This window comes from Ideonella sp. (genome assembly GCF_044358605.1).
Classification (GTDB): domain Bacteria; phylum Pseudomonadota; class Gammaproteobacteria; order Burkholderiales; family Burkholderiaceae_C; genus Ideonella.
In genome coordinates this window covers 17,419-43,041 of sequence record NZ_JBIKNQ010000013.1, presented here as the reverse complement: position 1 = coordinate 43,041, position 25,623 = coordinate 17,419, and the positions used below count along the sequence as shown (strand labels likewise).

Below are 25,623 nucleotides of genomic sequence, written 5' to 3'. Positions count from 1 at the left end.
ATGGCTTGCCCCTGAGCACAGAAAACCCCGCTTCGGCGGGGTTTTCTGCGTCGAGGCTCAGCGTAAGAGGGCCACCAGCGGTACCCACACGTTCTCCATCATCTGACCTTGCGCTTTGGCCGAGGGGTGGATGCGGTCGGCTTGGAAGAAGCTCATCGCATCGGGCCGCTCGGCAATGCCTTGCAGCAAAAAGGGCAGCAGGGCAGTCTTCTCGGCCTCGGCCACGGTTTTGAAGAGTTGAGCAAAGTCGCTGGCATAACGCTGGCCGTAATTGGGCGGCATCTGCATGCCCACCAGCAACACTTGGGCGCCAGCTTGGCGAGCCAGCCGCGCCATGCTGGCCAGGTTGTCTCGGGTGCTGTCAAGGGGCAGGCCGCGCAGCGCGTCATTGCCGCCCAGCTCGATGATGACCCAGCGCGGCTGGTGCTGTTTGAGCAGCGCGGGCAAGCGGCTGCGTCCGCCCGAGGTGGTGTCCCCGCTGATGCTGGCGTTGACCACGCTCACCCCAGGCGCCTGTTGGGCGAGGCGCTGGGCCATCAAAGCCACCCAGCCTTCACCGCGCTGCAGGCCATATTCGGCGGAGAGGCTGTCGCCCACCACCAAGAGCTTGCCGCTGGCCTTGGCATTCACACGGCCCGCTGCCTGCAAAGTTTCAGGGGCCATCAGCGCAGCCCCGGGCAAACCCAAGGCGATCAGGCTACAGTGGCCCTTCCACAGCGATGCCAAAAAGGCGCGGCGAGCACACACACTCATGTCAGATCCCATCATTTCCGTTGAACACCTGACCCAGCGCGTGAGCGATGCCACTGGGACGCTCACCATTCTCCACGACATCCAGGCGCGCATAGAGCCGCGTGAGACCGTGGCCATTGTGGGGGCATCGGGGTCGGGCAAAAGCACGCTGCTGTCGTTGATGGCGGGTTTGGATGTGCCCAGCGAAGGCCGGGTGCTGCTGGACGGCGTGGATCTGTTCGCGCTGGGTGAAGACGAGCGTGCCGCAGTGCGCGCCCAAAAGCTGGGCTTTGTGTTCCAGAGCTTTCAGCTCCTGGGCAACCGCACCGCACTAGAGAACGTGATGCTGCCGCTGGAGTTGGCCGGTGAGCGCAACGCCCGCGCCTTGGCCACGGCCATGTTGCAGCGGGTGGGTTTGGCTGAGCGCCTCAACCACTATCCCAAGGTGTTGTCGGGTGGCGAGCAGCAACGGGTGGCGCTGGCGCGAGCCTTTGTGGTGCGGCCCAAAGTGCTGCTGGCCGACGAGCCCACCGGCAGCCTGGACTTCGCCACCGGCGAGACGGTGATGGCCCTGATGCTGGAGCTGAACCGCGAGTTGGGCACCACGCTGGTCTTGGTGACCCACGACCGCGCCTTGGCCGCTCGCTGCGACCGCGCCTTGCAAATTGAAGCCGGACGTTTGGTTCAGCCGCAGGCCGTTTAAGCGCCCATGAAAAAGGCACCCACGAGGGGTGCCTTGGATTCAGGTGCGAGCCGTCTGTGCGACGACGGCCGCAGCCAGAGGCTTACTGACCGCCTTGCGAGAACTTGTAGTCCGTCTTGGCAGCCTTGCGCAGCTGGTCTTGGTACTCTTGCAGCTTGGCTTGGCCCATGCGCTGCTTGAGCTGTGCCTTGACTTCATCGAAGGCCGGGAACTGGGCTTCGCGGGTGTCTTCCAGCTTGATGATGTGATAGCCGAACTGGGTCTTGACCGGGGTTTCGGTCATCTCACCCTTCTTCAGCTTGGCCATGGCTTGGCCGAACTCGGGCACATAGGTGTCGGGCTTGGCAAAGTCCAGATCGCCACCGTTCTCGGCGGAGCCGGGGTCCTTGGAGTTCTTCTTGGCCAGGTCTTCAAACTTGCCACCGGCCTTGATCTCGGCGATCAGGCGCTTGGCGTCTTCTTCCTTCTCGACCAAGATGTGACGCGCGCGGTACTCTTGACCGCCGTTCTGAGCCTTGACCTTGTTGTACTCGGCTTGGGCTTCGGCGTCAGAGGGCTCGCTCTTCTTGGCGTAATCGGCAAAGAGTTCGCGGATCAGCACCGTCTGGCGCAGCAACTCAAACTGAGCCTTGTATTCAGCGGAGGCCGGAATGCCCTTGCGCTCAGCTTCCTGGGCAAAGATCTCGCGCATCACGACTTCGTCTTTGGCGCGCTGCTGCATCTCGGGGGTCACTTGCTGACCAGCGCGGCTGGCTTGCTGCAGCAAGGTGTCAACACGGCTCTTAGGCACGGCTTTGCCGTTCACGGTGGTGACGTTTTGGGCGTGTGCGGCCAGGGGCATCAACACCGCCAGTGCGGCGACCAGGGTCGTAGTCTTCAAATTCATTCGTGTCGCCTTTCGGGGGACTCGGGGTGAGATCAACAATCAACGTCCAAGCTCGCTGGGAGCGCGAGCCTGAATGGCGAGTGCGTGGATGCCCTGGGGCACCAGCAAGCGCAGGGCATCATACACGAGGCGATGTCGCTCCAAGAGGCGCTTTCCCTCGAACAAGGGGCTCACCACCACGACTGAAAAATGGCTGCCTTCACGGGCACCCGCGTGGCCCGCGTGGGCGGCGCTGTCGTCGCTCACTTCGAGCTGCACGGGTTCTAAAGCGTCCTTCAGCGCGGCCTCGACCGCGCTGGCATGCACACGGGGCGGGTTCATGGCTTGGGCGTGCCGGGGTCGGCGGCGTCGTCGGGCGGCAGGTGCTTGGCGATCACCAGCCCTTGCGCGATCGTGAAGGCGAAGATCAGCGCTGTGGCGCCAAAGACCTTGAAGTTGACCCAGGTGGACAGCTCAAAGGTGTAGGCCACCCACAGATTGAGCAGGCCCATCAGGCCAAAGAACAGCACCCAGGCTGAGTTGAGTTGGCGCCAGACTTTGGCCGGCAGGTCCAGTTCGCCCGACAGCATGCTTTTGAGCAGGTTTTTGCCTAGCACCGCTTGGCTGAACCACAGCACCGAGCCAAAGGCCCAATATAGGCCACTGGGCTTCCACTTGATGAAGGTCTCGTTGTGGAACCAGACGGTCAGGCCGCCCAAGACCACCACCAGGCCGAGGCTGACCCACAGCATCAAATCGACCTTGCGGCCCTTGAGTTTGAGAAAAGCCACTTGCGCCAAGGTCGCAATGATGACCACTAGGGTGGCCAGCAACACGGGGGCCTCTTTAGGGCCCACCACGCCCCCTGAGACCAGCATGCCAAAGTGCTGGGTGGCCCATTGGCTGGCCATCTCACTATTGTTTTCTGCGCCCTTGAAGGTCGCAAAAAAGAGAATCAGCGGTAGAAAATCAAGCAACAACTTCATGGAGAACCCGTCGGGTCGGAGTCTGCGGGACGCGGCGCGAAGTGTATCGCCGCCGAGTTAATGCAAAAGCGTTCTCCGGTCGGCTCAGGCCCGTCCTCAAACACATGGCCCAGGTGCGAGCCGCACTGCGCGCAGCGCACTTCCACCCGAACCATGCCGTGAGAGTCATCGACCACGCGCTCGATGCGGCCTTCGTCGATGGCCTGCCAATAGCTGGGCCAGCCACAGCCGGCGTCGAACTTGGTGCCGGATTCAAACAGCGCGGTGCCACAGCCCACGCAGTGATAGTGCCCATCATGCCAATGGTCCCACCAGGCGCCGGTAAACGGCCGCTCGGTGGCGGCTTGGCGCGCCACGGCAAATTGCGTGGGGTCTAACTCTGCCCGCCATTGGGCTTCGTCTTTGCGCACGGGGTAGCGGGCGTCGTCATGCGAGTGGGGTTCGGGGCGGCGGCGGAAAATCATGAGGAGCAGCTCACTTCAAGATGGCGTGCCCAGTCGGGCGGGAAGGACGCATCGGCTTCGGCGTCTGGCTGTTCGTCGTAGGGGCGGGACAAAACTTTCAGCAAGCGTTGCACCTCGCTCATGTCGCCGCGCTCGGCCTGCTCAATGGCTTGTTGGGCCAAATGATTGCGCAGCACGTATTTGGGCACCACAGCGCACATGCGCGCTTGGCGCTCGGCATCCACACTGTCTTCTTGCTCTAGACGCGCTGCATAACGCCCGCCCCAGGCGTCAAAGGCGTCTCGGTCAATGAACAGGTCTCTGATCGGACTCCAATCTGCACCGGCTGCCGTGCTGAAGTGGCACAGGCGGCGCGAGGCGATGGGGTAGTCGGTGTGGTGGCGGGCCAGCAGGCGCAGCCAGTCATCCACCAGCGTTTTGTCGTCGTCTTGGGCCACAGCCAAGCCCAATCTTGCCCGCATCAGTCGCAAGAATTCGGCCTCAAACTCAGCAGCGAAGGGTGCCAGTTCGGCCTGAATGGCTTCGACATCGGCTTCATCGCCCAGGCCGGCCCCGATCACGGGCACCAGGGCTTGCGCCAGCGCATGCAGGTTCCACCAGGCGACCTGAGCTTGGCGCTCAAAGGCATAGCGGCCACGCTCATCCGAATGGTTGCAGATGTGATGTGGATCGAAGCCATCCAAAAAGCCAAAAGGCCCGTAGTCGATGGTCAGGCCCAGGATGGACATGTTGTCGGTGTTCATCACGCCGTGGCAAAAGCCCAGGGCTTGCCAGTGCGCCATCAGCCGCGCGGTGCGGCGGGTGACCTCGCCCAGCAGCGCCAGGGCGGGCTGGGGCGCCGACTGGCAAGCCGGGAAGTGCTGCGCCAGCACAAAGTCCAGCAGCTGCCGCAATTCAGCGTGCAAGCCGTGGTGCGCAAAGTGCTCAAAGTGGCCAAAGCGGATGAAGCTGGGCGCGACGCGGGTCAGCACCGCCGCGCGCTCGGCCCGCTCGCGCCGCACTGGCAAGGGCGAATGGGTGGCGCATAAGGCCCGGGTGGTCGGCACGCCCAGGTGGTGCAAGGCCTCGGAGCACAGCAACTCACGGATGGTTGAGCGCAGCACGGCCCGGCCATCGCCCATTCGGGAGTAAGGGGTTTGACCGGCGCCCTTGAGCTGTATCTCCATCGGTCCGCTGGGGGTGTTCAACTCGCCCAAGAGGAGCGCTCGGCCGTCGCCCAATTGCCCGGCCCAGACCCCAAACTGGTGGCCGCTATAGACAGTGGCCAAAGGCTGCATGCCTGGCCAGAGGACCTTGCCGCTCAAGACCTCGACCGCCTCAGGGTTGCTCACCCACCAATCCTCGGGCCAGCCCAGGGTTGTTGCACAGGCGGGGCTGTGGGCCAGCCATTCGGGGCTCGGCACCCCAGAGGCCTGCATCTCGGTGAAGAAGGCCGGGCCCAACTGGGCAAAGCGGTTGACCCAAGACGAAGCGGCGGGCGTGAACGGGGAGGCGGAAGCAAGCGGAGAAGACATGCCCAGAGTGTAGAGAAGCCCTGCTGGCCGTGCCGCCATGCAACGCGGTGCCCCTCTCTACCGCAGTGCCTATCGTGCGCGAGGGTCGCTTGTCTCAAGGGCGACAGGGCATTCCCTGAAACCCAAGGTCGCTGGCTTGGGCTACCGTAAGCTTCTGTCAGCCTTCAGCGCTGTAACCCCTTGCAGGAGACTCTTGATGAACGTGACGCACAAGCTTTTCGGTGTGACCATGGCGGCCTCTATGACCCTGATGTGCGGGGTGGCTTTCGCCCAAAAGGGCGAGACCGTCAAGATCGCCTGGATCGACCCGCTGACAGGCCTGATGGGCCCGGTGGGCAATAACCAGGTCAAGAGCTTCCAATTTGTGGCTGAGCGCTTCAATAAGAACAACCCAGCCGGCGTGAAGTTCGAGATCATCCCGATTGACAACAAGCTGAGCCCAGCAGAAACCTTGAACGCGTTGAAATCGGCCATCGACCAAGGCGTGCGCTATTTGACCCAGGGCAATGGCTCTGGCGCGGCCATGGCCCTGATGGAAGCGGTGGCCAAGCACAATGAGCGCAACCCTGGCAAAGAGGTGCTCTACATCAACCACTCGGCGGTGGACCCGGACCTGACCAACAGCAAGTGCAACTACTGGCACTTCCGCCTGGATGCCGACACCTCCATGAAGATGGAAGCCCTGACCACCTTCATGAAGGACCGCCCGGAGGTCAAGAAGGTCTACCTGCTGAACCAGAACTATGCCCACGGCCACCAAGTGGCCAAGTACGCCAAGGACATCCTGCCGCGCAAGCGCCCTGACGTGCAGTTCGTGGGTGAAGACCTGCACCCATTGGCCTCGGTGCGCGACTTCGCGCCCTATGTGGCCAAGATCAAGGCCTCAGGCGCCGACACCGTGATCACCGGCAACTGGGGTTCTGACTTGTCCTTGTTGGTCAAGGCGGCCAATGATGCGGGCCTGAACGTCAACTTCTACACCTACTACGCGGGCGTCACCGGCACGCCCACGGCCTTAGGCCCCGCCGCAGCGGGTAAGGTCTTCCAAGTCTCTTACATGCACTCCAATATGGACGGCGTGGCGGGCGAAATCATCGCCGGCTTCAAGGCCAAGTACCCAGACTCTGACTGGTACACCGGCTCCACCTATCACATCTATGCGCTGCTGGGCGATGCGATGGCCAAGGCCAAGTCCACCGACCCGGTCAAGGTGGCAGCGGCCCTGGAAGGCTTGAAGACCAAGAGCTTTAACGGTGAGGTCGAGATGCGCAAGGCCGACCACCAGTTGCAGCAGACGCTCTATATCTCGACTTGGCAAAAGGTGGACGCCAAGAACAAGTACAGCGTGGAGAACACCGGCTACACCTTTGCACCGGTCAAGACCTTTGAGCCTTATGTCTCCAGCACGCCCACCTCGTGCCAGATGAAGCGTCCGGGCTGAGCCCGCTTCTCTGCGAGTAATGGCTACCAGGGCCTGTCGGTGACGGGCCCTTTTTTTTAGAGTGTCCATGGACCAGATCCTGATCAACCTGCTCAACGGCCTCAGTTCCGGCCTGCTGCTGTTCATGCTCAGCTCCGGGCTGACGCTGATCTTCAGCATGATGGGCGTGCTGAACTTTGCCCATGCCAGCTTCTACATGTTGGGCGCGTTCGTCGCCTACACGGTGACGGGCTGGCTCAACTTCACGGCCGCCTTGATCTTGGCCCCGCTGATCGTCGGGGCCTTGGGCGCCTTGTTCGAGCGCGGTGTGCTGCGCAAGGTGCACAAGTACGGCCATGTGCCCGAGCTGCTGGTGACCTTCGGCCTGTCCTATGTGGCGCTCGAAGTGGTGCAGCTCATCTGGGGTCGCATTCCCTTGAACTTTGAGCCGCCCACCTGGCTGCAAGGCCCAGCCTTCACGCTGATCCAACGCACAGGCGAGGGCCTCAGCGTGGTGTCGGGTTTGGCCAGCCCGGAGATGTGCCAAAGCGTGGGTGAGATGGTGGTGCAATGCACGCGCTTCCCGATGACGCGCGCCTTCATGATGATGGTGGCCGTGGGCATGTTGGTGGCCTTGTGGCTGTTCATCACCCGCACCCGCATCGGCTTGGTGATTCAAGCGGCGCTGACCCACCCCGAGATGGTGGAGTCCTTGGGGCATAACGTGCCGCGGGTTTTTATGTTGGTCTTTGGCGCGGGCTGTGCGCTGGCGGGCTTGGCCGGTGTGATTGGTGGCGTGACCTTCGTGACCGAACCCAATATGTCGCACATCGGGCCCATCATCTTTGCGGTCATCGTCATTGGTGGCATGGGCTCGCTCAGCGGCGCCTTTGTGGGCTCGTTAGTGGTGGGCATGTTGCAAACCCTACCGCTGACGGTGGACTCCTCTTTGGCAGATGCCTTGCGCAGCATGGGCGCCGTGGTAACGCCTGACACGGTGGGTTATCCGATTTTGCGGATCACCCTGTCTCAGGTGGCACCCATCCTGCCCTACCTCTTGTTGGTCTTGATTTTGATCTTCCGCCCCAAGGGCTTGTTGGGCACGCGGGAGGAATGACACCATGAGCCGAAACACTCTGGCCGAGAACCGGCCCGCCTATCACTTCAAGCCCTGGAATGTGGGGCGCTGGATCATCTGGGGCGGTTTTGCTGTGGTCTTGCTCTTCGCGCCGTTGCTGTGGACCAGCAGCTTGGCGCAGACCATGCTGAGCCAAATGGGCATCGCCATCATCGTCTGCCTGGCCTACAACATGCTGCTGGGGCAGGGCGGCATGCTGAGCTTTGGCCATGCGGTCTACAGCGGCCTAGGCGCCTATCTGGCCATTCATGCCCTCAACAAAATCGGCGGGGGCTGGTGGCTGCCAGTCAGCCTGGTGCCTGTGGTGGGCGGCTTGGCCGGCATGGGCTTTGCCATTCTGCTGGGCTATGTGTCCACCAAGAAGGCCGGCACCACCTTTGCGATGATCACTTTGGGCCTGGGCGAGCTGGTGTTCTCCATGTCGCTGATGCTGCCCGAGTTCTTTGGCGGCGAGGGCGGCATCTCCAGCAATCGCGTGGTGGGCGAGAAGGTCTGGGGCATCAGCTTCGGGCCGCAGATCCAGGTCTACTACCTGATTGCCGTGTATTGCTTCATCTGCACGGCGGCCATGTTTGCACTGACCCGCACACCGCTGGGCCGCATGCTCAACGCCGTGCGCGACAACCCCGAGCGCGTGGAGTTCATTGGCTACTCCACCCGGCATGTGCGCTACATCGCCTTCATTCTCTCGGGCTTTTTTGCTGGCATCAGTGGCGGTCTGTCGGCCATCAACACCGAGATCGTCAACGCCGAGGTGGTGGGCGCGGCGCGTTCGGGCGCTTATCTGCTGTTCGTGTTCTTGGGCGGGGCCACCTTCTTCTTCGGCCCCATCATTGGCGCGGTGCTGATGGTGTTTGCCTTGGTCTTGCTCTCGGAGTGGACGCAAGCTTGGCAGCTCTACCTGGGGCTGACCTTTGTGCTGATGGTCATGTATGCGCCCGGCGGCTTTGCAGGGCTGATCATGATGAATCTGCGTGTGGCCTCGTTTGGCAAGCTGGGTAAGCTGTGGACGGCGTACTTGGCACTTGGAGGCGCGGGCCTAGCGGTGCTGGTGGGGGCCTCGGCCATGGTCGAAATGGTGTTCCATCTGCAGCTTAACGCGGCCTTGGGTGCGGAGGTCCCCTTCATGGGCACCACGCTGAATGCCTTGGGCAAAGATGCCTGGGTGGGCTCTGTCTTTGTGGTGCTGACAGGCCTGGGCCTCTTTGAGGTGGCCCGGCGCCAGTTCAATCATCAATGGGGCGAGATCCAGGAAGAGATCGAGAAAGAAATCAAACGTCGGGAGACCCTGTGATGAGCGCCCCTTCCTCAACGGCTGACACCTTTGCGCTGGAGCTGCGCGATGTGCGCAAGAGCTTTGGCCGCACCGAGATCATTCGCGGGGCCAGCTTGCAGGTCAAACCGGGTGAGCGCGTGGCCATCATCGGCCCCAACGGCGCGGGCAAGTCCACCTTGTTCAACCTGATGAGCGGGCGCTTTGACATCAGCAGCGGGGAGATCCTGCTGCGCGGCCAACGCATCGACGGCAAAAAGCCTTTTGAGATCGCCCGCATGGGCCTGGCTCGCAGCTTTCAGGTCAGCAACCTCTTCACCCGCTTGTCGGTGTTCGAGAACATCCGCTGTGCGCTGCTGTGGTCCATGGGCCAGCGCTATGCCTTTTGGCGCTTTTTGGCGGATTTGAAAGAGGTGAACGAGCGCGCCGACCAAGTGCTGGAGATGATCCGCTTGGACAAACGCCGGGATCAGATGGCCATGAACCTGACCTATGCCGAGCAACGTGCACTGGAGATCGGCATCACCATCGCCGGTGGCTCCGATGTGATCTTGCTGGACGAGCCTACCGCAGGCATGAGCAAGAGCGAAACCAAGCGCTTTGTGCAGCTCATCCGTGAAGTGACCGAGGGCAAGACCCTGCTGACCGTGGAGCATGACATGGGCGTGGTGTTTGGTTTGGCCGACCGCATTGCGGTGCTGGTCTATGGCGAAGTGATTGCCTTTGACACCCCTGAAGCCGTGCGCGCCAACCCGCGTGTGCAAGAGGCTTATCTGGGCTCGGTCTTGGCAGAAACCCAAGCGGCGGAGGCGCAGGCATGACGCTCAAATTGGAGAACGTACACGCCTATTACGGCAAGAGCCATGTGCTGCACGGCGTGGGCCTCACGGTGGGCGAGGGCGAGATCGTCAGCCTGCTGGGCCGCAATGGCTCGGGTCGCTCCACCACCGTCAAAGCCATCATGGGCTTGGTCGATGCGACGGGCTCCATCCAATTCAAGGGCCAAGAGCTGGTGGGCCAAAAGGCCTTTGAGATCGCCCATCTGGGCGTGGGCTATGTGCCAGAGAACCGCGACATCTTTCCCAAGCTGACCGTGCACCAAAACCTGTTGCTGGGCAAAAAGGGCGGCAAGAAGCCGGGCCGTTGGGACTTTGACGACATGTACCAACTATTCCCTCGGCTCAAGGAGCGCCAGCACACCGAGGCCGGTGTGCTCTCAGGCGGTGAGCAGCAGATGTTGACGCTCTGCCGCACCTTGATGGGCGACCCAGACCTGATCATGATCGACGAGCCCACCGAAGGCCTGGCGCCCAAGATTGTGGAGCTGGTGGCCGAATACCTGCGGGAGTTAAAGCGGCGCGGCATCAGCGTGCTGCTGGTGGAGCAAAAACTCACCATCGCGCTGGAGGTGTCCGAGCGTTGCCTGGTGATGGGCCACGGCCGCATCGTCTTTGAAGGCACGCCCACAGCGCTGAAGGCTGATAGCTACGTGCGCAAAGAGTGGCTGGAGGTCTAGTTCGATTTCTAGGTCATCCATGCTGCGCTTCGCCATGAGTGATTTGGAATTGGAAAAGGGCTGTTGGTTAAGCGTTAACCCTAGGGCTGAACTGTCTCGCCAGAGACAGAAGTCCAAGCGAGGCGATCCTAGAATCGCACGATCGTTCTATTTTTAAATCGACACCTCATCAAGGGACTCCTCATGAGCGCGAGCTTCGAGATTCAAGACGGCGTGGCCGTCATTACCCTGAACAACCCGCCGGTCAATGGCCTGGGGTATGAAACCCGCAAGGCCGTGGCCGACGGCCTGGCCCGTGCGCAGGCCGATGCCAGTGTCAAGGCCATCGTGCTGACCGGCGCGGGCAAGGCCTTCTCAGGCGGTGCGGACATCAAAGAATTCGGCTCGCCCAAGGCCCTGGCCGAGCCCAATCTGTTGTCGCTGATCCGCGCCGCAGAGTTGTGCACCAAGCCCATCGTGGCGGCCGTGCACAGCGTCTGCATGGGCGGCGGCCTGGAGCTGGCGCTGGGCTGCCACTACCGAGTGACTTCCCCGGGCGCAAATGTGGCGCTGCCCGAAGTCAAGCTGGGCCTGATCCCCGGCGCGGGTGGCACGCAGCGCTTGCCGCGCGTGTTGGGGGTGGAGACGGCGCTGAACATGATCGTCAGCGGAGAGCCGGTCAAGAGCGAAGTGCTGGCGGGCATCCCCGGCCAGAAGCTGTTTGACAAGCTGATTGACGGCGACCTGATGGCCGGTGCCCTGGCCTTTGCCCGCGAAGTGGCCGATGTGCGGCCGCTGCCGCTGGTGCGCGACATGAAGGTTAAGCACCCGAACGGCCAAGCCTACTTCCAGTTTGCCCGCAATACGGTGGGCGCCATGGCCAAGAACTATCCGGCGCCCCGCAAGTGCGTGGATGCCGTGCAGGCGGCGGTGGACAAGGCCTTTGATGCGGGCATGGCGTTTGAGCGCGAGACCTTCATCAACCTCATGTGGACGCCCGAGTGCAAGGCCTTGCGCCATGCCTTCTTTGCCGAACGCGCCACCAGCAAGATCCCCGATGTGCCGGAGGACACCCCCACCCGCGCCGTCAACAAGCTGGCGGTCATTGGGGCCGGCACCATGGGTGGCGGCATTGCCATGAACTTCCTGAACGCGGGCATCCCCGTGGTCATGCTGGAGCAAAAGCAAGACGCGCTGGACCGTGGTGTGGCCACCATTCGCAAGAACTACGAGTCGCAAGTCAAAAAGGGCAAGCTCAAGCAAGACAAGTACGAGCAGCGCATGGCCCTGCTCAGCACCACGCTGAGCTATGCCGATCTTTCCGATGCCGACATGGTGATCGAGGCGGTGTTTGAGGACATGGCCGTCAAGAAGGCGGTGTTCGAGCAGCTCGACGCGGTGATGAAGCCGGGTGCGATCTTGGCCTCCAACACTTCCACCCTGGATGTGAACCAGATCGCCAACTTCACCAAGCGCCCGCAAGACGTGATTGGTACCCACTTCTTCAGCCCGGCCAATGTGATGAAGCTGCTGGAAGTGGTGCGCGGTGCGGCCACCGCCAAAGACGTGCTGGCCACAGTGATGCAACTGGGCAAGAAGATCCGCAAAACCTGCGTGGTCTCGGGCGTGTGCGATGGCTTCATCGGCAACCGCATGATTGAGCAGTACAGCCGCCAAGCCGGTTTCTTGCTGGAAGAGGGCTGCACGCCGGCCCAGGTAGACCGCGCGGCCGAGAAGTTCGGCTTTGCCATGGGCCCTTTCCGCATGGGCGACTTGGCTGGCAATGACGTGGGCTGGTACATCCGCAAGCGCCGCTATGTGGAAAAGCCGAACCTGCGTTACAGCAAGACGGCCGACCTGCTGTGTGAAAAGGGCCGCTTCGGCCAGAAGACGGGTGCGGGCTGGTACGACTATCAAGCCGGCAAGCGCGACGCCATTCCGAGCGCCGAGGTCGAGCAGATGATTGCCGACCATCGCGCTGCTTTGGGCATCACTGCCCGCAAGATCAGCGACGACGAAATCGTGCACCGCCTGGTGTTTTCGCTGGTCAATGAGGCAGCACGCTTGCTGGAAGAAGGCATCGCGCTGCGGGCCTCGGATGTGGACATGGTCTACCTCACAGGCTACGGCTTCCCCATCTTCCGCGGCGGCCCCATGTGCTATGCCGACACCTACGGCCTGTTCAACGTGGTGCAGATGATGAAGCACTATGCCGCCAACCCCCTGGACGATGGCGAGTTCTGGCAACCCGCGCCGCTGCTGCTGAAGCTGCTGGCCGAAGGCAAGAACATCGTTTGAGGAGCGCACTTTCATGACACAAGCACTGATTGTTTCGACCGCCCGCACCCCCCTGGCCAAGAGCTGGAAGGGTGCCTTCAACATGACCCATGGGGCCACCTTGGGTGGCCACGCCGTGAAGGCCGCCGTTGAGCGCGCCGGTATTGCGCCCGACGCCATTGAAGATGTGTTGATGGGCTGCGCCAACCCCGAGGGCGCGACCGGCGCCAACATCGCCCGCCAAATCGCCCTGGCCGCCGGCCTGCCCGTGACGGTGAGCGGCGTCACCGTCAACCGTTTTTGCTCCAGCGGCCTGCAGACCATTGCCATGGCCTCGCAGCGCATCATCTCGGGCGAGGGCGACGCCTATGTGGCCGGTGGCGTGGAGAGCATCTCTTGCGTGCAGCAAGAGATGAACCAACACATGCTGGCCGACCCGGCGCTGATCAAGCTGAAGCCCGAGATCTACTGGAACATGCTGCAAACGGCCGAGAACGTGGCCAAGCGCTACGGCATGGCCAAAGAGCGCATGGACGAGTACGGTGCGCGCAGCCAGCAACTGGCTTGTGCCGCGCAGGAAGCGGGCAAGTTCAACGATGAAATCGCCCCCATCACGGTGACGGCCGGTGTGGCCGACAAGGTGCTGGGCCTGCGCAGCCAGCAAGTCACCGTCAGCGTGGATGAAGGCCTGCGCGCCGGCACCACGCTGGAGGCGGTGCGCGGCATTCGCACGGCGCTGCCGGGTGGCGTGGTCTCGGCCGGCAATGCCAGCCAGTTCAGCGACGGCGCCGGCGCCTGCGTGGTGGTCAGCGAGGCCTTTGCCAGCCAACATGGGCTCAAGCCCCTGGGACGCTTCCTGGGCTTTGCGGTGGCCGGCTGCGAGCCCGATGAGATGGGCATTGGCCCGGTCTTTGCGGTGCCCAAGGTGCTCAAGCGCCTGGGCATGACGGTGGCCGACATCGACCTGTGGGAGCTCAACGAAGCCTTCGCCGTGCAGGTGCTGTACTGCGCCGACAAACTGGGCATTCCTATGGATAGGCTCAACGTCAACGGTGGTGCTATCGCCGTGGGTCACCCTTATGGGGTCTCTGGCCAGCGCCTGGTCGGCCATGCCCTGATAGAGGGAAAACGTCGCGGCGCCAAGCGCGTCTGCGTGACCATGTGCATCGGCGGGGGCATGGGCGCAGCGGGTGTGTTTGAGGTCCTATAAAGCAGGCCCATGAAAACGCTGGAGCGCTTTCAGTACTTCCTGGCCCAAGCCCCGTTCATGCGGGACTTGGGCGTGGAGGCTCTGGCCCTGAGCCCAGGGCGGGTGAGCACCGCCTTGACACTCCAGCCCCGCTTTTTGCAGCACACCGGCCAAGCTCATGCCGGGGTGATGGCCACCTTGGTGGACCACAGCATGGGCTCGGCCGCCCAAACCTTGGCGCCCGATGAGCACTGGGTGGTCACGGCAGAGCTGAAGACCAGCGTGCTGCGCCCCGCCAAGGGCGTGCGCTTGGTCTGTGAAGCCTGGGTGCTCAAGCCGGGCCGCATGCTCAGCTTCACCGAGGGCGAGGTCTTTGCCGAAGACGCCCAAGGCGTGCGTACCTTGGTGATGAAGGCCTCGGCCACCATGGCGGTGACGCCCGCCACCCGCTACACCACCATCCCACAGGCCTGACCGACCATGCGCACCTGGCTGGACTTTTTGCTCTACGACTGGCTGAAGGTTGAACGCCTCTGTGAGCGCTCGCGCTTTGAGGACCACGGGCGCGAAACCTTCAGCCAAGTGCTGGACACCTGCGAGCGCATTGCGCGAGACAAATACGCGCCTTTCAACCGCTTGGTGGACACCCAAGAGCCGCACTTTGATGGCGAGCGCGTCACCTTACCCCAGGCCACTCACGAGGCCTGGGCGGCCTATGCGGGCTCGGGCATGTTGGCGGCGGCGCAAGACTTTGCGCTGGGCGGCATGCAGCTGCCCTACACCGTAGAGGCAGCCGCCAATGCCTTTTTCGCCAAGGCCTCGGTCAGCATCAACGCGGGCTTGCTGACGGTGGGCAATGCCAACCTCTTGATGGCGCATGGCACGCCGCTGCAGCAGCAGGTGTTTGCACACCGCGAGTTCAAAGGCGAGTGGGCAGGCACCATGTGCCTCTCAGAGCCGCAGGCGGGTTCAGGCTTGGCCGATGTGGCCACGCGTGCGGTGCCCGATGGCGAAGGCCATGCGGACGACCCCTTAGGCCCGCGTTATCGCCTGTTTGGCAACAAGATGTGGATCTCGGCCGGTGAGCATGAGCTGACCGAGAACATCGTGCACCTGGTGTTGGCCAAGATCCCGGGGCCGGATGGCAAGCTGGTGGCAGGCACGCGCGGCATTTCGCTGTTCATCTGCCCTAAGCACATGGTCAACGCCCAGGGCCAGATGACGGGCGAGCGCAATGATGTGGCGCTGGCAGGGCTCAACCATAAATGCGGCTGGCGTGGCACCACCAACACCTTGCTGAACTTTGGTGAAGGCCGCTGGCAGCCCGGCGGCGCAGCCGGTGCCGTGGCCTATCTGGTGGGCCAACCGGGCCAAGGCCTGGCTTGCATGTTCCACATGATGAACGAGGCGCGCATTGCCATTGGCATGGCGGCCACGATGTTGGGCATGGCGGGCTATGAGGCTTCTCTTGCCTATGCCAAAGACCGCAAGCAGGGTCGGCTGCTCAGCCAGAAAGATCCGGCCAGCCCGCCGGTGGCGCTGATCGAGCATGCGGACGTGAAACGCATGCTGCTGGCACAAAAGGCCTACAGCGAAGGTGCGTTGGCGCTGATGTTGTACTGCGCGCGTTTGGTGGACGAGCAGCACACCGGCACCCCAGAAGCGGCCGCCGAAGCTGCTCTGTTGTTGGAGGTGCTGACGCCCATTGCCAAGAGCTGGCCCAGCGAGTGGTGCTTGGAGGCCAACAGCTTGGCCATTCAAGTGCATGGCGGCTATGGCTACACGCGTGATTTCCCGGTGGAGCAGTATTGGCGCGACAACCGCCTCAACATGATCCACGAAGGCACGCACGGCATTCAGGCCCTGGACCTGCTGGGCCGCAAGGTGGTGATGCAAGGCGGCGCAGGGCTGAAGCTGCTGGCCACCCGCATCAACCAGACCCTTGAAGCGGCCTTGCAACACCCCGACTTGGCTGTGTACGCGAATGGACTGGCCCAAGCCGTGCAGCGCTTGGGCGCCGCCACCAAGGCCGCCTGGGCCACGGGCCAGCCCGAGGACGCACTGGCCAACGCCACACTTTATTTGCAAGCGGCAGGGCATGTGGTGCTGGCTTGGGTGTGGCTGGATCTAGCGCTGGCGGCCAGCTCGGCCCCCGAAGACCGGCAGGCCGGCGTGCGTGCCGCTGCCCGCTATTTCCATGTGTATGAGCTGCCCAAGGTCTACCCCTGGCTGGAGGTGGTGGCCGCGCGCGAGAGTGTCTGCCGCGACATGCAGCCCGACTGGTTTTGAAGGAACGATGCCCCATGACGACGTCTGTGTTCAAGCTGATGGACTTGAGTGGCCGCACGGCCTTGGTGACTGGAGGCTCGCGCGGCCTGGGCCTGCAAATGGCCCATGCGCTGGGCGAGGCTGGGGCCAAGGTCATGCTCAGCTCCCGCAAGGCGGAAGACCTGGAGCAAGCCGCAGCAGAGCTGCAAGCCGCCGGCATTGACGCCCGCTGGATCGCGGCCGATGCCAGCCGCCCCGAAGATGCCCAGCGATTGGTGGCCGAGACCATGGAGCGCTTGGGCCGCATCGACGTGCTGGTCAACAACGCCGGGGCCACCTGGGGTGCACCGGCAGAGCAGCACCCTCTGGAGGCCTGGGACAAGGTGATGAACCTGAACATCCGCAGCCTCTTCGTCATCAGCCAAGCGGTGGCCAAGGCTTGGATGATTCCGCAGAAAAAGGGCCGCATCATCAACGTGGCCTCCATTGCTGGTTTGGCTGGTAACCCGGCGGAGATGACCACCCTGGCCTACAACACCAGCAAGGGCGCGGTGGTCAACTTCACCCGGGCCTTGGCCGGTGAATGGGGCCAACATGGCATCACCGTCAATGCCCTGGCGCCGGGCTTTTTTCCCAGCAAGATGACGCGCGGCACCTTGGAGCGCTTGGGGGCAGAAGCCCTGGCGGCACGCTCGCCCCTGCGCCGCCTGGGTGACGATGAAGACCTGAAGGGCGCGACCCTGCTGTTCGCGTCGGATGCAGGCAAGCACATCACCGGCCAAATCTTGGCCATCGATGGTGGCGTCTCGGCCATCATTGCGGGGTGAGTGCGCTTTGAGTACCAAACTCAAATTCCCCGTCCACGTGCCCTTTGTCGAGAGATTGGGGCTGGAGCTGCACGGCTGTGCCCACGGCCAATCGGAGCTGCGGGTCGACTTGCAGGAGAGCCACCTCAACTCGTGGGAGGTGGCTCACGGCGGCGTGATGATGACCATGTTGGATGTGGCCATGGCCATGGCCGCGCGCAGCGACCACCTGGACGGCCCCGGCGTGGCCACCGTGGAGATGAAGACCAGTTTTATGCGGCCCGGCGAGGGCGAGTTGCGCGCCCTGGGCCAGCTGCTGCACCGCACGGCCACCATGGCCTTTTGTGAAGCCCGGGTGCTGAACAGCGAGGGCGAACTTTGCGCCCACGCCACCGGCACCTTCAAATACCTGCGCGCCTTGCCTGGCAAAGGCCGCAGCCTGAAACCTCTGCAACGATCGGAATGAGTATGAGCACAGTGAACCGTCAAATTGTCTTGGCCTCTCGCCCCACGGGTGAGCCCACCGTCGATAACTTCAAGCTGGTGGAGGCCGCGCTGGCCCCTTTGGCCGACGGCGAGGTGCTGGTGCGTAACCACTACCTGAGCCTGGACCCTTACATGCGCGGCCGCATGAACGAGGGCAAGAGCTATGCCCAGCCTCAGCCCCTGGGCGAGGTGATGATTGGCGGCACCGTGGGTGAGGTGGTGGAGTCGCGCAACGAGCACTTCAAGCCCGGCGACGCCGTGGTGGGCATGGGCGGCTGGCAAGAGTATCTGTGCGTCAACGCCAACCAGCGCGGCGTGCTGCAAAAGGTGGACACCACCCACATCCCACTCGCCGCCTACTTGGGCGCTGTGGGCATGCCCGGCGTGACGGGCTGGTATGGCCTGACGCAAATCATCAACCCTAAGGCGGGTGAGACCGTGGTGGTGAGTGCGGCCAGCGGTGCGGTGGGCGGTGCGGTGGGCCAATTGGCCAAAGCGCGCGGCTGCCGCGCCGTGGGCCTGGCCGGTGGACCTGACAAATGGGCTTATGTGGTCAATGAGTTGGGCTTTGACGCCTGCATCGACTACAAGCAGCACCCGGATGTGAAGTCGCTGTCCAAGGCGCTCAAAGAAGCCTGCCCAGATGGCATTGATGGCTACTTCGAGAACGTGGGAGGCATGATTTTGGACGCCGTGATGCTGCGTGCCAATGCCTTCGCCCGCGTGGCCATGTGCGGCATGATCTCTGGCTACAACGGTGAGCCCATTCCCATGAGCGCGCCCCAGCTGATTCTGGTGAACCGCATGCGAGTCGAGGGTTTCATCGTCAGCGAGCACATGGAACTCTGGCCCCAGGCTTTGAAGGAGTTGGGCACGCTGGTGGCCACTGGCAAGCTCAAGTACCGCGAGACGGTGGCGGATGGCATTGCCGCAGCGCCCGAGGCCTTTTTGGGCCTGCTCAAGGGCAAGAACTTTGGCAAGCAGTTGGTCAAGCTGATTTGATGCTGCAGCCCGCTGAACTTGAATGGCAGCACGCCCGCTTTGAGCAGTTGAGCCTGCAGCAGTTGTATGCACTGCTGCAACTGCGGGCCCAGGTCTTCATCTTGGAGCAAGGGCCCTATCAAGACCTGGACGGGCTGGACCAACACAGCGTCCACTTGATGGGCTATGCGCCAGACGGCCGGATGCTGGCCTATTTGCGCATCGTGGATGCCGGCCACAAATACGAGGAGCCGTCCATGGGCCGCGTGGTGTGTGCCCTGGCAACACGAGGCACAGGCCTAGGCCGCGAACTGGTGCGGCGTGGCGTGGCTTTGTGTGATGCGCTCTACCCAGAGCAAGCCAACCGCATCAGTGCGCAGGCCCATTTGCAGGCTTTCTATCGCGGCTTTGGCTTCGAGCCTTGTTCAGAGATTTACAGCGAAGACAACATCCCGCACATCAAGATGTTGAGACCTGCGGCGTCACCCACGCTCGCGCTTCAAGGAGACTCCCCATGAAGACATTCACTGGCCGTTGTGCCGTCATCACCGGTGCAGGCTCCGGTTTCGGCCTGGAGTTCGCACGCAAGGCGGCGAGCTTAGGTATGAAGTTGGTGATGGCCGATGTGCAAGCCGACGCGCTGGAGGCTGCAGTGGCCGAGATGCGCGCGCTGGGTGTGGAGGTTATGCCCTACCGCCTGGATGTCTCCAAAGGCGAGCAGGTCGAGGCCATGGGCCGCGAGGTGTTTGCGGCCTGGGGAGCTCCTCATCTGGTCTTTAACAATGCCGGCGTGGGCGCAGGGGGCTTGATCTGGGAGCACACCGCCAAAGACTGGGACTGGGTGGTGGGTGTCAACCTGATGGGCGTGGCCCACGGGGTGCGCGTCTTCACGCCCATGATGTTGGAGGCCGCCGCGCAAGACCCGGCTTATCAAGGCCACATCATCAACACAGCGTCCATGGCGGGGCTCTTGAATGCGCCGAACATGGGTGTCTATAACGTCACCAAGCATGCCGTGGTGTCGCTGAGCGAAACCCTGTACCAAGACCTCGCCTTGGTGACGGATCAGGTCACGGCCAGTGTGCTGTGCCCCTACTTTGTGCCCACGGGCATCCACCAAAGCCATCGCAACCGGCCCGCGGAGATGCGCGAGTCAGGCCAGCGCCCCACCAAGAGCCAACTCATTGCCCAAGCCATGAGTGACAAGGCGGTGACCAGCGGCAAGGTCTCGGCCCAAGAGGTCATTGGCTTTGTGTTTGATGCGGTGGCTGAGCGCCGCTTCTACATCTACAGCCATCCCCAGGCCTTGGGTGGTGTGCAAACCCGCCTGGAAGACATCATGGGCCCCCGCAACCCGACCGACCCGTTCAAAGAGCGGCCGGAGTTGGGTGAGCGACTGCGAGTGCAATTGCGGGAATAGTCAACGTTTGGTGCAATGGATGTGGACGATCCGCTGCAGACTGAATGCCCTGCTGAGGGTGATGGCCGTGCCTTGAACTGACGTTGAGCCGGGCGGCAAGGCAGCGGCTAAAGTGTCGGCCTGAAGCTGTGTCGTCCGATCGCCTGGGTCGGGCGTTGAACAGCGCACGCTGCCACAGCATCAAAAAGGGTAGCGGCCTTTCTGGAGGAAACCCATGAACACTTCTTTGACCGCCCTCTGGGCACGCAGCGCCCTTTTGGGCCTGACCGTCGCAGCAGCAGCAGCCCCAGCCTTGGCGGTGGGTTGGAACGACGACCGCAATGCGGCGGTGGTGGTCTACGAACATGCGGGAGGCGCGGGTCGCTCGCTCAATGTGGTGGCCAATATCGGGAACCTGGAGTCCGTCGGCTTTAACGATGAGATCTCGTCCATTGAGATTCGCCGCGGTCAGTGGGTGTTCTGCGAACATGCCGATTTCAAGGGTAAATGCATCACCCTAGGCCCTGGGCGGCACAGCATTGAAACCTATTTCAATGATGCGATCTCGTCCATTCGTTCAGCCGATGGGGCCGGCGGCGGTTGGTCTAACAACGGAGGCTGGAGCAACGGCAATGTTGCGGGAATGGTGTCGGTCTTTGAGCACATTGACCAAGGCGGACGTTCACTGGCCGTCAATGGCCCCATGACCGATCTCTCCCGCAATGGCTTCAATGACGAGATTTCGTCCATCGAGATTCGTCAAGGCACATGGCAGTTCTGTTCTGACGCTGACTTTGCAGGGCGGTGCATCACCTTAGGCGCGGGGCGCCATAACGTGGACAAAGTGATGAACGACGCAATCTCGTCCATCCGCCAAGTCGCTGGCAATAATGGCTATGGGCAGGTCACCGGCAATGCTGCCGTGACGCTGTATCAGCACATCGATTTCAGGGGGCGCTCGGCACCGTTCAACGGTGTGACGGTAGACCTGTCGCAGCAAGGCTTCAATGACGAAGCGTCGTCTATCGAGGTGCGCTCGGGACGCTGGGAGTTCTGCATGGACGCCAACTTCACAGGGCAGTGCTTTGTGTTGGGTGTCGGACGTCATGCTGTGCCGTCGCAGTTCAATGACAAGATCTCTTCTCTGCGTCCGGTGGGCGCTGCGGTAGATAACCGCAACCCCAACGCCAACGGCAACCGCCGCAACGAGACTTTTGACATCAAGTTTTGAATTCAGCACCTCCGCAAACAGACGGCTTTGAAGCTCCCTGACGGGAGCTTCAGCGCTTCTGGCACACTCCCGCGCTTCGCGACTCTTTCAGACCTGCCTGTGTTGGACAAGATTCTGTTGCAGATTGCGGCCGAGCTTAAGGTTCGTCCCGCCCAAGTCAATGCTGCCGTCACGCTTCTGGACGGTGGTGCTACGGTGCCCTTCATTGCCCGCTACCGCAAGGAAGCGACCGATGGGCTGGATGACATTCAGTTGCGTGAGCTGGAGGCCCGGCTGGGCTATTTGCGTGAGCTGGAGGAGCGCCGCGTGGCGGTGCTCAAGAGCATTGACGAGCAAGGCAAGCTGACGCCCGAACTGCGCGCCGCCATCGAGATGGTCCCCACCAAGCAAGAGCTGGAAGACCTTTATCTTCCTTACAAGACCAAACGCCGCACCAAGGGCATGATCGCCCGCGAGGCTGGGCTGGAGCCACTGGCTGACAAGCTGTTTGCTGACCCGAGCCTCGACCCTCACACCGAGGCCGCAGCCTTTGTGAATGCCGAGGCCGGCTTTGCCGACGCCTTTGCGGTGCTGGATGGCGTGCGGGACGTGCTCTCGGAGCGCTGGGCCGAAGACGCTGCCCTGGTGGGCAAGTTGCGCGAATGGCTGTGGGACGAGGGTTTGCTGAAGTCCAAGCTGGCCGAAGGCAAGGACGAGAACAACCCCGACGTGGCCAAGTTTCGCGACTACTTTGATTACGACGAGCCGATTCGCACCGTGCCGTCGCACCGTGCCTTGGCCGTGTTCCGTGGCCGCACGCAAGAACTGTTGGATGTGAAACTGGTGCTCGATGAGGAAGTCGTGCCGGGTCAACCCAGTCTGGCCGAAGGCCGAATTGCCCGGCACCTGGGCTGGGCTCATGCCAAGCGCCCGGCCGACGAGCTGATGCGCAAGTCGGTGGCCTGGACTTGGAAGGTCAAGCTCAGCATGAGCCTGGAGCGCGACCTCTTCAGCCGCTTGCGCGAAGAAGCGGAAAAGGTGGCCATCAAGGTGTTTGCTGAGAACCTGCGCGACCTGCTGCTGGCCGCACCGGCGGGCAAGCGCGTGGTGATGGGGCTGGACCCGGGCATCCGCACCGGCGTGAAGGTGGCGGTGGTGAGCGACACCGGCAAGGTGCTGGACACCCACACGGTGTATCCGCACGAGCCCCGCAAAGATTGGGAAGGCTCCATCCACACCTTGGGCCGTCTGTGCGCCACGCATGGAGTGAACCTGATCGCCATCGGCAACGGCACGGCCAGTCGAGAGACGGACAAGCTCGCTGCCGACTTGATCAAGCGAATTCAACAACTGGCCCCGGGCACCCACATCGAGAAGGTGGTGGTGTCGGAAGCGGGTGCGTCGGTGTACTCGGCCTCCGAGTTCGCCTCCAAAGAGCTGCCCGACTTGGACGTGAGCCTGCGCGGCGCGGTGTCCATCGCGCGGCGTTTACAAGACCCGCTGGCGGAGTTGGTGAAGATCGACCCCAAGAGCATTGGCGTGGGCCAATACCAGCACGATGTGAACCAGAGCGAGCTGGCCCGCACCTTGGACACCGTGGTCGAGGACTGCGTGAACTCGGTGGGGGTGGACCTGAACACCGCCTCGGCGCCGCTGCTGGCGCAGGTGTCCGGGCTGTCCAACGCCGTGGCGGGCAGCATCGTGCGCTGGCGCGAAGCCAATGGCCGTTTCAAGAACCGCCAGCAGTTGTTGGACGTGGCCGGCTTGGGCGCCAAGACCTTTGAACAGGCGGCTGGCTTTTTGCGCATTCGCGATGGCGACAACCCGCTGGATCTCTCTGGCGTGCACCCCGAAACCTATCCGGTGATTGCCAAGATCAGCGCCGCTGCAGGACGACCCGTGGCCGAGCTGATTGGCAACAGCGACGTGATCCGCAAGCTCAAGCCCGAGGCCTTTGCTGACGACAAGTTTGGCGCGATCACGGTCAAGGACATCCTGACCGAGCTGGAGAAGCCGGGCCGCGACCCGCGCCCCGACTTCAAGGTGGCGCGCTTTAACGACGGTGTTGAGGACATCAAGGACTTGACTGAAGGCATGGTCCTGGAAGGCACCGTCAGCAACGTGGCCCAGTTTGGCGCGTTTGTGGACTTGGGCGTGCACCAAGACGGCTTGGTGCATGTGAGCCAGTTGTCCAATAAGTTCGTCACTGATGCGCGTGAAGTGGTGAAGACGGGCGACATCGTCAAGGTCAAAGTCGTGGAAGTGGACTTGGCCCGCAAGCGCATCTCGCTGACCATGAAGCTCGACGCTGCGCCAGCGCCCAAGGGCGCGGCAGGGACGCGCGGCGACAACAACTACCGGCCGCCAACGCGTAACGAGCGCCAAGATCGCGGCCAGGGCGGCGGTCGACGCGAAGAGGCCACGGCACCCAGCGCCATGGCCGCTGCCTTTGCCAAGCTGCAAAAGCGCTGAGGCATGGCGGGGGCCGGGGCTGTGCATGCGCTGAGGGTGTTGGCCGGGCCTGCGGCCTTGCAGCACTTGCGCGAGCACGGCCTGCGCCCGGCTGATGTGGGCGTGATCCCGGCTGCCGCAGGTGGCCCCAAGGGGCTGATCCTCAACCCCTTGGACCGTTTCATCTTTGGGCATTGGCTGCCGCAGTCCTCGCAGGTGGTGCACTTGCTGGGCGCGTCGATCGGCTCCTGGCGTATGGCGGCGGCCACCTGCCCCAATGCAGACGCCGCGCTGGCGCGCATGGCTGCCGACTACATCGCTCAGGACTACCCGCATGCGCCGGGCAAGCCGCCCACGGCCGCCGTGGTCAGCGAAATCTTTGGCGCCAAGTTGGGCGAGCATTTCCAAGCCTTGGCGGCGCAGATGCTGACGCACCCTCGGCTGCGCCTGCATGTGTTCACCAGCCGGGGCCGCCACGTGCTGCGGCGCGAGGGCAAGCTGCGCACGCCCTTGGGCTATGGCGGCGCCTTTGTCAGCAACCTGCTGGGGCGGCGAGGCCTGGGGCATTGGCTGGAGCGGGTGGTGTTCTCCGACCCGCGCGACCCTCTGCCGTTGCCTCTCAACGACTTTCGTACGCGTGAACTCGCACTGACCGAAGACAACCTGTGCCCTGCCGTGCTGGCCAGTTGTTCTATTCCGTTTTGGCTCAATGCCGTGCACGACATTCCCGGCGCACCGGCGGGCGCGTATTGGGACGGCGGCATCACCGACTACCACCTGCACCTGCCTTACCGGCGCATGCTGAACTCGGCCGCGCCACTGGTGCTATACCCTCACTTTCAACCCAGCCTCGTGCCGGGCTGGCTGGACAAGATGCTGCCGCGCCGCCATGCCGCGACGGCAGCGCTGGACAACGTCATCGTGTTGGCGCCTCGGCCCGAGTGGATTGCCAGCTTGCCCGGAGCCAAGCTGCCGGACCGTGAGGACTTTAAGGCCCTGGGCGACGATGTCTCCACCCGTATGAAGCGCTGGCGTGAGGCCGTGGCGATGAGCCAGCAATTGGCCGACGAGTTTGCCCAGTGGGTGAGTGGTGGCACTGCACCAGAGATAGAGCCGCTGCGTTAAGCCGCGTAAAGCTGAGCGGCGTCGTCGCCTTAGCCCGATCGCGAGGCGTTCTTTCCTGCAGGGCCAGTCTTCTGTGCTGGCGCTTTGTCGAAAGGACTTTCCCCCATGCGCTCCTCCGCCACCGTCATTGTTGTGTCCGTGCTCTTGCTGTCTTTGCTCGGCGGCTGCGCGCACCGACGCTCACCTTCCTACGAGGAGTCTCCGACCTGGTCGGGCTCACGCGTCGAGGGCAGCAGCTATGGCGTGATCAGCAGCATCGAAACCGTCGATGCGCGCCAAAGCACGTCGGGCGCGGGCGCCGTGATCGGGGGCGTGGCGGGCGCCGTGCTGGGTCGCCAAATGGGCAACGCAGGCAACGGGCGCACTGCAGGCACGGTGCTGGGGGCCGTGGGCGGTGCCCTGATCGGCAATGAAATCGAAAAGCAGCAGGCCAACACCCAAGACCGCTATCGGCTGGTGGTTCACCTCGACAACGGCAGCACCCGGGCCTACAACGTGGCACGTCTTGACGGCTGGCGCGTGGGTGATCGCGTGCGCTTGGACGGGCAGGGCTTGTACAGGCCCTGAAGCACTTGGCGAAGATGCCGCTTTTCCCGTCAGTGTGATGCCAAAGACGCCCGTTACAATGGCGCCCATCTGCATCCCACCAAGAGCTTGAGAAAGGCGCGACGGGTTATGACACCGCGAACTACGACCACCTTCTGTAAGGACTAGTCGGCCGCGGCATTGGCGCATCACCTGCATTCATGCCCTTCAACAGCGCGGCCCTCAACGCCGCGCTGTTTTGCTTTTGGCGAGCCTCATCAGGCCTTCAGGCTCACCCCCCTCATACACATTGCGC

General features: G+C 62.9%; 25 protein-coding genes. 19 read left to right on the top strand and 6 right to left on the bottom strand.

The annotated features are described in order from the left end of the window. Positions 1–57: 57 nt before the first annotated feature. Positions 58–753, bottom strand: a complete 696-nt coding sequence (locus ACIQ3Q_RS06805) for an arylesterase (RefSeq protein ID WP_396268267.1) — start codon at positions 751–753, stop codon at positions 58–60. Between ACIQ3Q_RS06805 and ACIQ3Q_RS06800 the strand changes: the two genes are divergently transcribed. Further along, complete coding sequence (locus tag ACIQ3Q_RS06800) at positions 752–1,435, top strand: ABC transporter ATP-binding protein (protein WP_396268266.1); 684 nt, start codon at positions 752–754, stop codon at positions 1,433–1,435. The genes ACIQ3Q_RS06805 and ACIQ3Q_RS06800 overlap by 2 nt on opposite strands. 82 nt (positions 1,436–1,517) lie before the next feature. Here the strand turns inward: ACIQ3Q_RS06800 and ACIQ3Q_RS06795 are convergent, their stop codons facing one another. The 5 genes from ACIQ3Q_RS06795 to ACIQ3Q_RS06775 are packed head-to-tail and all read right to left on the bottom strand — an operon-like array spanning position 1,518 to position 5,264. Continuing rightward, positions 1,518–2,321, bottom strand: coding sequence for a peptidylprolyl isomerase (locus ACIQ3Q_RS06795; protein ID WP_396268265.1), 804 nt, complete (start codon positions 2,319–2,321; stop codon positions 1,518–1,520). A gap of 39 nt (positions 2,322–2,360) precedes the next feature. After that, entirely contained in the window at positions 2,361–2,642 is a 282-nt protein-coding gene (locus tag ACIQ3Q_RS06790; RefSeq protein WP_396268264.1) for a BolA family protein, read from the bottom strand. Further along, positions 2,639–3,286, bottom strand: a complete 648-nt coding sequence (locus tag ACIQ3Q_RS06785; protein ID WP_396268263.1) for a septation protein A — start codon at positions 3,284–3,286, stop codon at positions 2,639–2,641. Before ACIQ3Q_RS06785 ends, ACIQ3Q_RS06790 begins: the two co-directional genes overlap by 4 nt. Then, positions 3,283–3,750, bottom strand: a complete 468-nt coding sequence (gene msrB / locus ACIQ3Q_RS06780) for a peptide-methionine (R)-S-oxide reductase MsrB (protein WP_396268262.1) — start codon at positions 3,748–3,750, stop codon at positions 3,283–3,285. The genes ACIQ3Q_RS06785 and msrB overlap by 4 nt, the downstream gene beginning before the upstream one ends. Continuing rightward, positions 3,747–5,264, bottom strand: a complete 1,518-nt coding sequence (locus ACIQ3Q_RS06775) for a YdiU family protein (protein ID WP_396268261.1) — start codon at positions 5,262–5,264, stop codon at positions 3,747–3,749. The genes msrB and ACIQ3Q_RS06775 overlap by 4 nt, the downstream gene beginning before the upstream one ends. A 229-nt stretch (positions 5,265–5,493) precedes the next feature. Between ACIQ3Q_RS06775 and ACIQ3Q_RS06770 the strand changes: the two genes are divergently transcribed. From ACIQ3Q_RS06770 to ACIQ3Q_RS06685, 18 genes are all read left to right on the top strand, one after another. Continuing rightward, positions 5,494–6,705: a branched-chain amino acid ABC transporter substrate-binding protein gene (locus tag ACIQ3Q_RS06770; RefSeq protein ID WP_396268306.1), complete on the top strand. Its 1,212-nt coding sequence runs from the start codon at positions 5,494–5,496 to the stop codon at positions 6,703–6,705. A 61-nt stretch (positions 6,706–6,766) separates the two neighbouring features. Beyond that, positions 6,767–7,801, top strand: coding sequence for a branched-chain amino acid ABC transporter permease (locus ACIQ3Q_RS06765; RefSeq protein ID WP_396268260.1), 1,035 nt, complete (start codon positions 6,767–6,769; stop codon positions 7,799–7,801). Positions 7,802–7,805: 4 nt separating this feature from the next. After that, entirely contained in the window at positions 7,806–9,116 is a 1,311-nt protein-coding gene (locus ACIQ3Q_RS06760) for a branched-chain amino acid ABC transporter permease (RefSeq protein ID WP_396268259.1), read from the top strand. Continuing rightward, positions 9,116–9,916, top strand: coding sequence for an ABC transporter ATP-binding protein (locus tag ACIQ3Q_RS06755; protein WP_396268258.1), 801 nt, complete (start codon positions 9,116–9,118; stop codon positions 9,914–9,916). Before ACIQ3Q_RS06760 ends, ACIQ3Q_RS06755 begins: the two co-directional genes overlap by 1 nt. Next, entirely contained in the window at positions 9,913–10,611 is a 699-nt protein-coding gene (locus ACIQ3Q_RS06750; protein WP_396268257.1) for an ABC transporter ATP-binding protein, read from the top strand. Before ACIQ3Q_RS06755 ends, ACIQ3Q_RS06750 begins: the two co-directional genes overlap by 4 nt. A 183-nt stretch (positions 10,612–10,794) precedes the next feature. Further along, a complete protein-coding gene (locus ACIQ3Q_RS06745) occupies positions 10,795–12,888 on the top strand; it encodes a 3-hydroxyacyl-CoA dehydrogenase NAD-binding domain-containing protein (RefSeq protein WP_396268256.1) in 2,094 nt (697 codons plus the stop codon). 13 nt (positions 12,889–12,901) lie between these two features. Continuing rightward, entirely contained in the window at positions 12,902–14,077 is a 1,176-nt protein-coding gene (locus ACIQ3Q_RS06740) for an acetyl-CoA C-acyltransferase (protein WP_396268255.1), read from the top strand. A gap of 9 nt (positions 14,078–14,086) precedes the next feature. After that, complete coding sequence (locus tag ACIQ3Q_RS06735; protein WP_396268254.1) at positions 14,087–14,530, top strand: PaaI family thioesterase; 444 nt, start codon at positions 14,087–14,089, stop codon at positions 14,528–14,530. Between the two features lie 6 nt (positions 14,531–14,536). Beyond that, positions 14,537–16,345 (top strand): acyl-CoA dehydrogenase, encoded by a 1,809-nt coding sequence (locus ACIQ3Q_RS06730; RefSeq protein WP_396268253.1) that lies wholly within the window; start codon positions 14,537–14,539, stop codon positions 16,343–16,345. Between the two features lie 14 nt (positions 16,346–16,359). After that, a complete protein-coding gene (locus ACIQ3Q_RS06725; RefSeq protein ID WP_396268252.1) occupies positions 16,360–17,151 on the top strand; it encodes an SDR family oxidoreductase in 792 nt (263 codons plus the stop codon). Then, the gene (locus ACIQ3Q_RS06720; protein WP_396268251.1) at positions 17,120–17,596 is read left to right on the top strand and encodes a PaaI family thioesterase; all 477 of its coding nucleotides are present in this window, start codon (positions 17,120–17,122) and stop codon (positions 17,594–17,596) included. The genes ACIQ3Q_RS06725 and ACIQ3Q_RS06720 overlap by 32 nt, the downstream gene beginning before the upstream one ends. Before the next feature lie 2 nt (positions 17,597–17,598). Continuing rightward, positions 17,599–18,618, top strand: a complete 1,020-nt coding sequence (locus ACIQ3Q_RS06715) for an NADP-dependent oxidoreductase (protein WP_396268249.1) — start codon at positions 17,599–17,601, stop codon at positions 18,616–18,618. After that, entirely contained in the window at positions 18,618–19,115 is a 498-nt protein-coding gene (locus ACIQ3Q_RS06710) for a GNAT family N-acetyltransferase (protein ID WP_396268248.1), read from the top strand. The genes ACIQ3Q_RS06715 and ACIQ3Q_RS06710 overlap by 1 nt, the downstream gene beginning before the upstream one ends. Further along, on the top strand, positions 19,112–20,017 hold the full coding sequence (locus ACIQ3Q_RS06705) for an SDR family oxidoreductase (protein WP_396268247.1): 906 nt from the start codon (positions 19,112–19,114) through the stop codon (positions 20,015–20,017). The genes ACIQ3Q_RS06710 and ACIQ3Q_RS06705 overlap by 4 nt, the downstream gene beginning before the upstream one ends. Before the next feature lie 214 nt (positions 20,018–20,231). Further along, a complete protein-coding gene (locus ACIQ3Q_RS06700; RefSeq protein WP_396268246.1) occupies positions 20,232–21,227 on the top strand; it encodes a beta/gamma crystallin-related protein in 996 nt (331 codons plus the stop codon). Positions 21,228–21,329: 102 nt separating this feature from the next. Continuing rightward, the gene (locus ACIQ3Q_RS06695; protein WP_396268245.1) at positions 21,330–23,678 is read left to right on the top strand and encodes a Tex family protein; all 2,349 of its coding nucleotides are present in this window, start codon (positions 21,330–21,332) and stop codon (positions 23,676–23,678) included. Positions 23,679–23,681: 3 nt separating this feature from the next. Next, positions 23,682–24,782, top strand: coding sequence for a phospholipase (locus ACIQ3Q_RS06690; protein ID WP_396268244.1), 1,101 nt, complete (start codon positions 23,682–23,684; stop codon positions 24,780–24,782). A gap of 105 nt (positions 24,783–24,887) precedes the next feature. Beyond that, positions 24,888–25,349, top strand: a complete 462-nt coding sequence (locus ACIQ3Q_RS06685) for a glycine zipper 2TM domain-containing protein (protein ID WP_396268243.1) — start codon at positions 24,888–24,890, stop codon at positions 25,347–25,349. Positions 25,350–25,623: the final 274 nt, after the last annotated feature.

What these genes read in the sequence shown, in the direction of transcription:
- ACIQ3Q_RS06800 (WP_396268266.1), top strand. Translation starts at nt 752, where the DNA reads ATGTCAGATCCCATCATTTCCGTTGAACACCTGACCCAGCGCGTGAGC.
- ACIQ3Q_RS06805 (WP_396268267.1), bottom strand. Translation starts at nt 753, where the DNA reads ATGAGTGTGTGTGCTCGCCGCGCCTTTTTGGCATCGCTGTGGAAGGGC.
- ACIQ3Q_RS06795 (WP_396268265.1), bottom strand. Translation starts at nt 2,321, where the DNA reads ATGAATTTGAAGACTACGACCCTGGTCGCCGCACTGGCGGTGTTGATG.
- ACIQ3Q_RS06790 (WP_396268264.1), bottom strand. Translation starts at nt 2,642, where the DNA reads ATGAACCCGCCCCGTGTGCATGCCAGCGCGGTCGAGGCCGCGCTGAAG.
- ACIQ3Q_RS06785 (WP_396268263.1), bottom strand. Translation starts at nt 3,286, where the DNA reads ATGAAGTTGTTGCTTGATTTTCTACCGCTGATTCTCTTTTTTGCGACC.
- msrB (WP_396268262.1), bottom strand. Translation starts at nt 3,750, where the DNA reads ATGATTTTCCGCCGCCGCCCCGAACCCCACTCGCATGACGACGCCCGC.
- ACIQ3Q_RS06775 (WP_396268261.1), bottom strand. Translation starts at nt 5,264, where the DNA reads ATGTCTTCTCCGCTTGCTTCCGCCTCCCCGTTCACGCCCGCCGCTTCG.
- ACIQ3Q_RS06770 (WP_396268306.1), top strand. Translation starts at nt 5,494, where the DNA reads ATGGCGGCCTCTATGACCCTGATGTGCGGGGTGGCTTTCGCCCAAAAG.
- ACIQ3Q_RS06760 (WP_396268259.1), top strand. Translation starts at nt 7,806, where the DNA reads ATGAGCCGAAACACTCTGGCCGAGAACCGGCCCGCCTATCACTTCAAG.
- ACIQ3Q_RS06755 (WP_396268258.1), top strand. Translation starts at nt 9,116, where the DNA reads ATGAGCGCCCCTTCCTCAACGGCTGACACCTTTGCGCTGGAGCTGCGC.
- ACIQ3Q_RS06750 (WP_396268257.1), top strand. Translation starts at nt 9,913, where the DNA reads ATGACGCTCAAATTGGAGAACGTACACGCCTATTACGGCAAGAGCCAT.
- ACIQ3Q_RS06745 (WP_396268256.1), top strand. Translation starts at nt 10,795, where the DNA reads ATGAGCGCGAGCTTCGAGATTCAAGACGGCGTGGCCGTCATTACCCTG.
- ACIQ3Q_RS06740 (WP_396268255.1), top strand. Translation starts at nt 12,902, where the DNA reads ATGACACAAGCACTGATTGTTTCGACCGCCCGCACCCCCCTGGCCAAG.
- ACIQ3Q_RS06735 (WP_396268254.1), top strand. Translation starts at nt 14,087, where the DNA reads ATGAAAACGCTGGAGCGCTTTCAGTACTTCCTGGCCCAAGCCCCGTTC.
- ACIQ3Q_RS06730 (WP_396268253.1), top strand. Translation starts at nt 14,537, where the DNA reads ATGCGCACCTGGCTGGACTTTTTGCTCTACGACTGGCTGAAGGTTGAA.
- ACIQ3Q_RS06725 (WP_396268252.1), top strand. Translation starts at nt 16,360, where the DNA reads ATGACGACGTCTGTGTTCAAGCTGATGGACTTGAGTGGCCGCACGGCC.
- ACIQ3Q_RS06720 (WP_396268251.1), top strand. Translation starts at nt 17,120, where the DNA reads ATGGTGGCGTCTCGGCCATCATTGCGGGGTGAGTGCGCTTTGAGTACC.
- ACIQ3Q_RS06715 (WP_396268249.1), top strand. Translation starts at nt 17,599, where the DNA reads ATGAGCACAGTGAACCGTCAAATTGTCTTGGCCTCTCGCCCCACGGGT.
- ACIQ3Q_RS06710 (WP_396268248.1), top strand. Translation starts at nt 18,618, where the DNA reads ATGCTGCAGCCCGCTGAACTTGAATGGCAGCACGCCCGCTTTGAGCAG.
- ACIQ3Q_RS06705 (WP_396268247.1), top strand. Translation starts at nt 19,112, where the DNA reads ATGAAGACATTCACTGGCCGTTGTGCCGTCATCACCGGTGCAGGCTCC.
- ACIQ3Q_RS06700 (WP_396268246.1), top strand. Translation starts at nt 20,232, where the DNA reads ATGAACACTTCTTTGACCGCCCTCTGGGCACGCAGCGCCCTTTTGGGC.
- ACIQ3Q_RS06690 (WP_396268244.1), top strand. Translation starts at nt 23,682, where the DNA reads ATGGCGGGGGCCGGGGCTGTGCATGCGCTGAGGGTGTTGGCCGGGCCT.
- ACIQ3Q_RS06685 (WP_396268243.1), top strand. Translation starts at nt 24,888, where the DNA reads ATGCGCTCCTCCGCCACCGTCATTGTTGTGTCCGTGCTCTTGCTGTCT.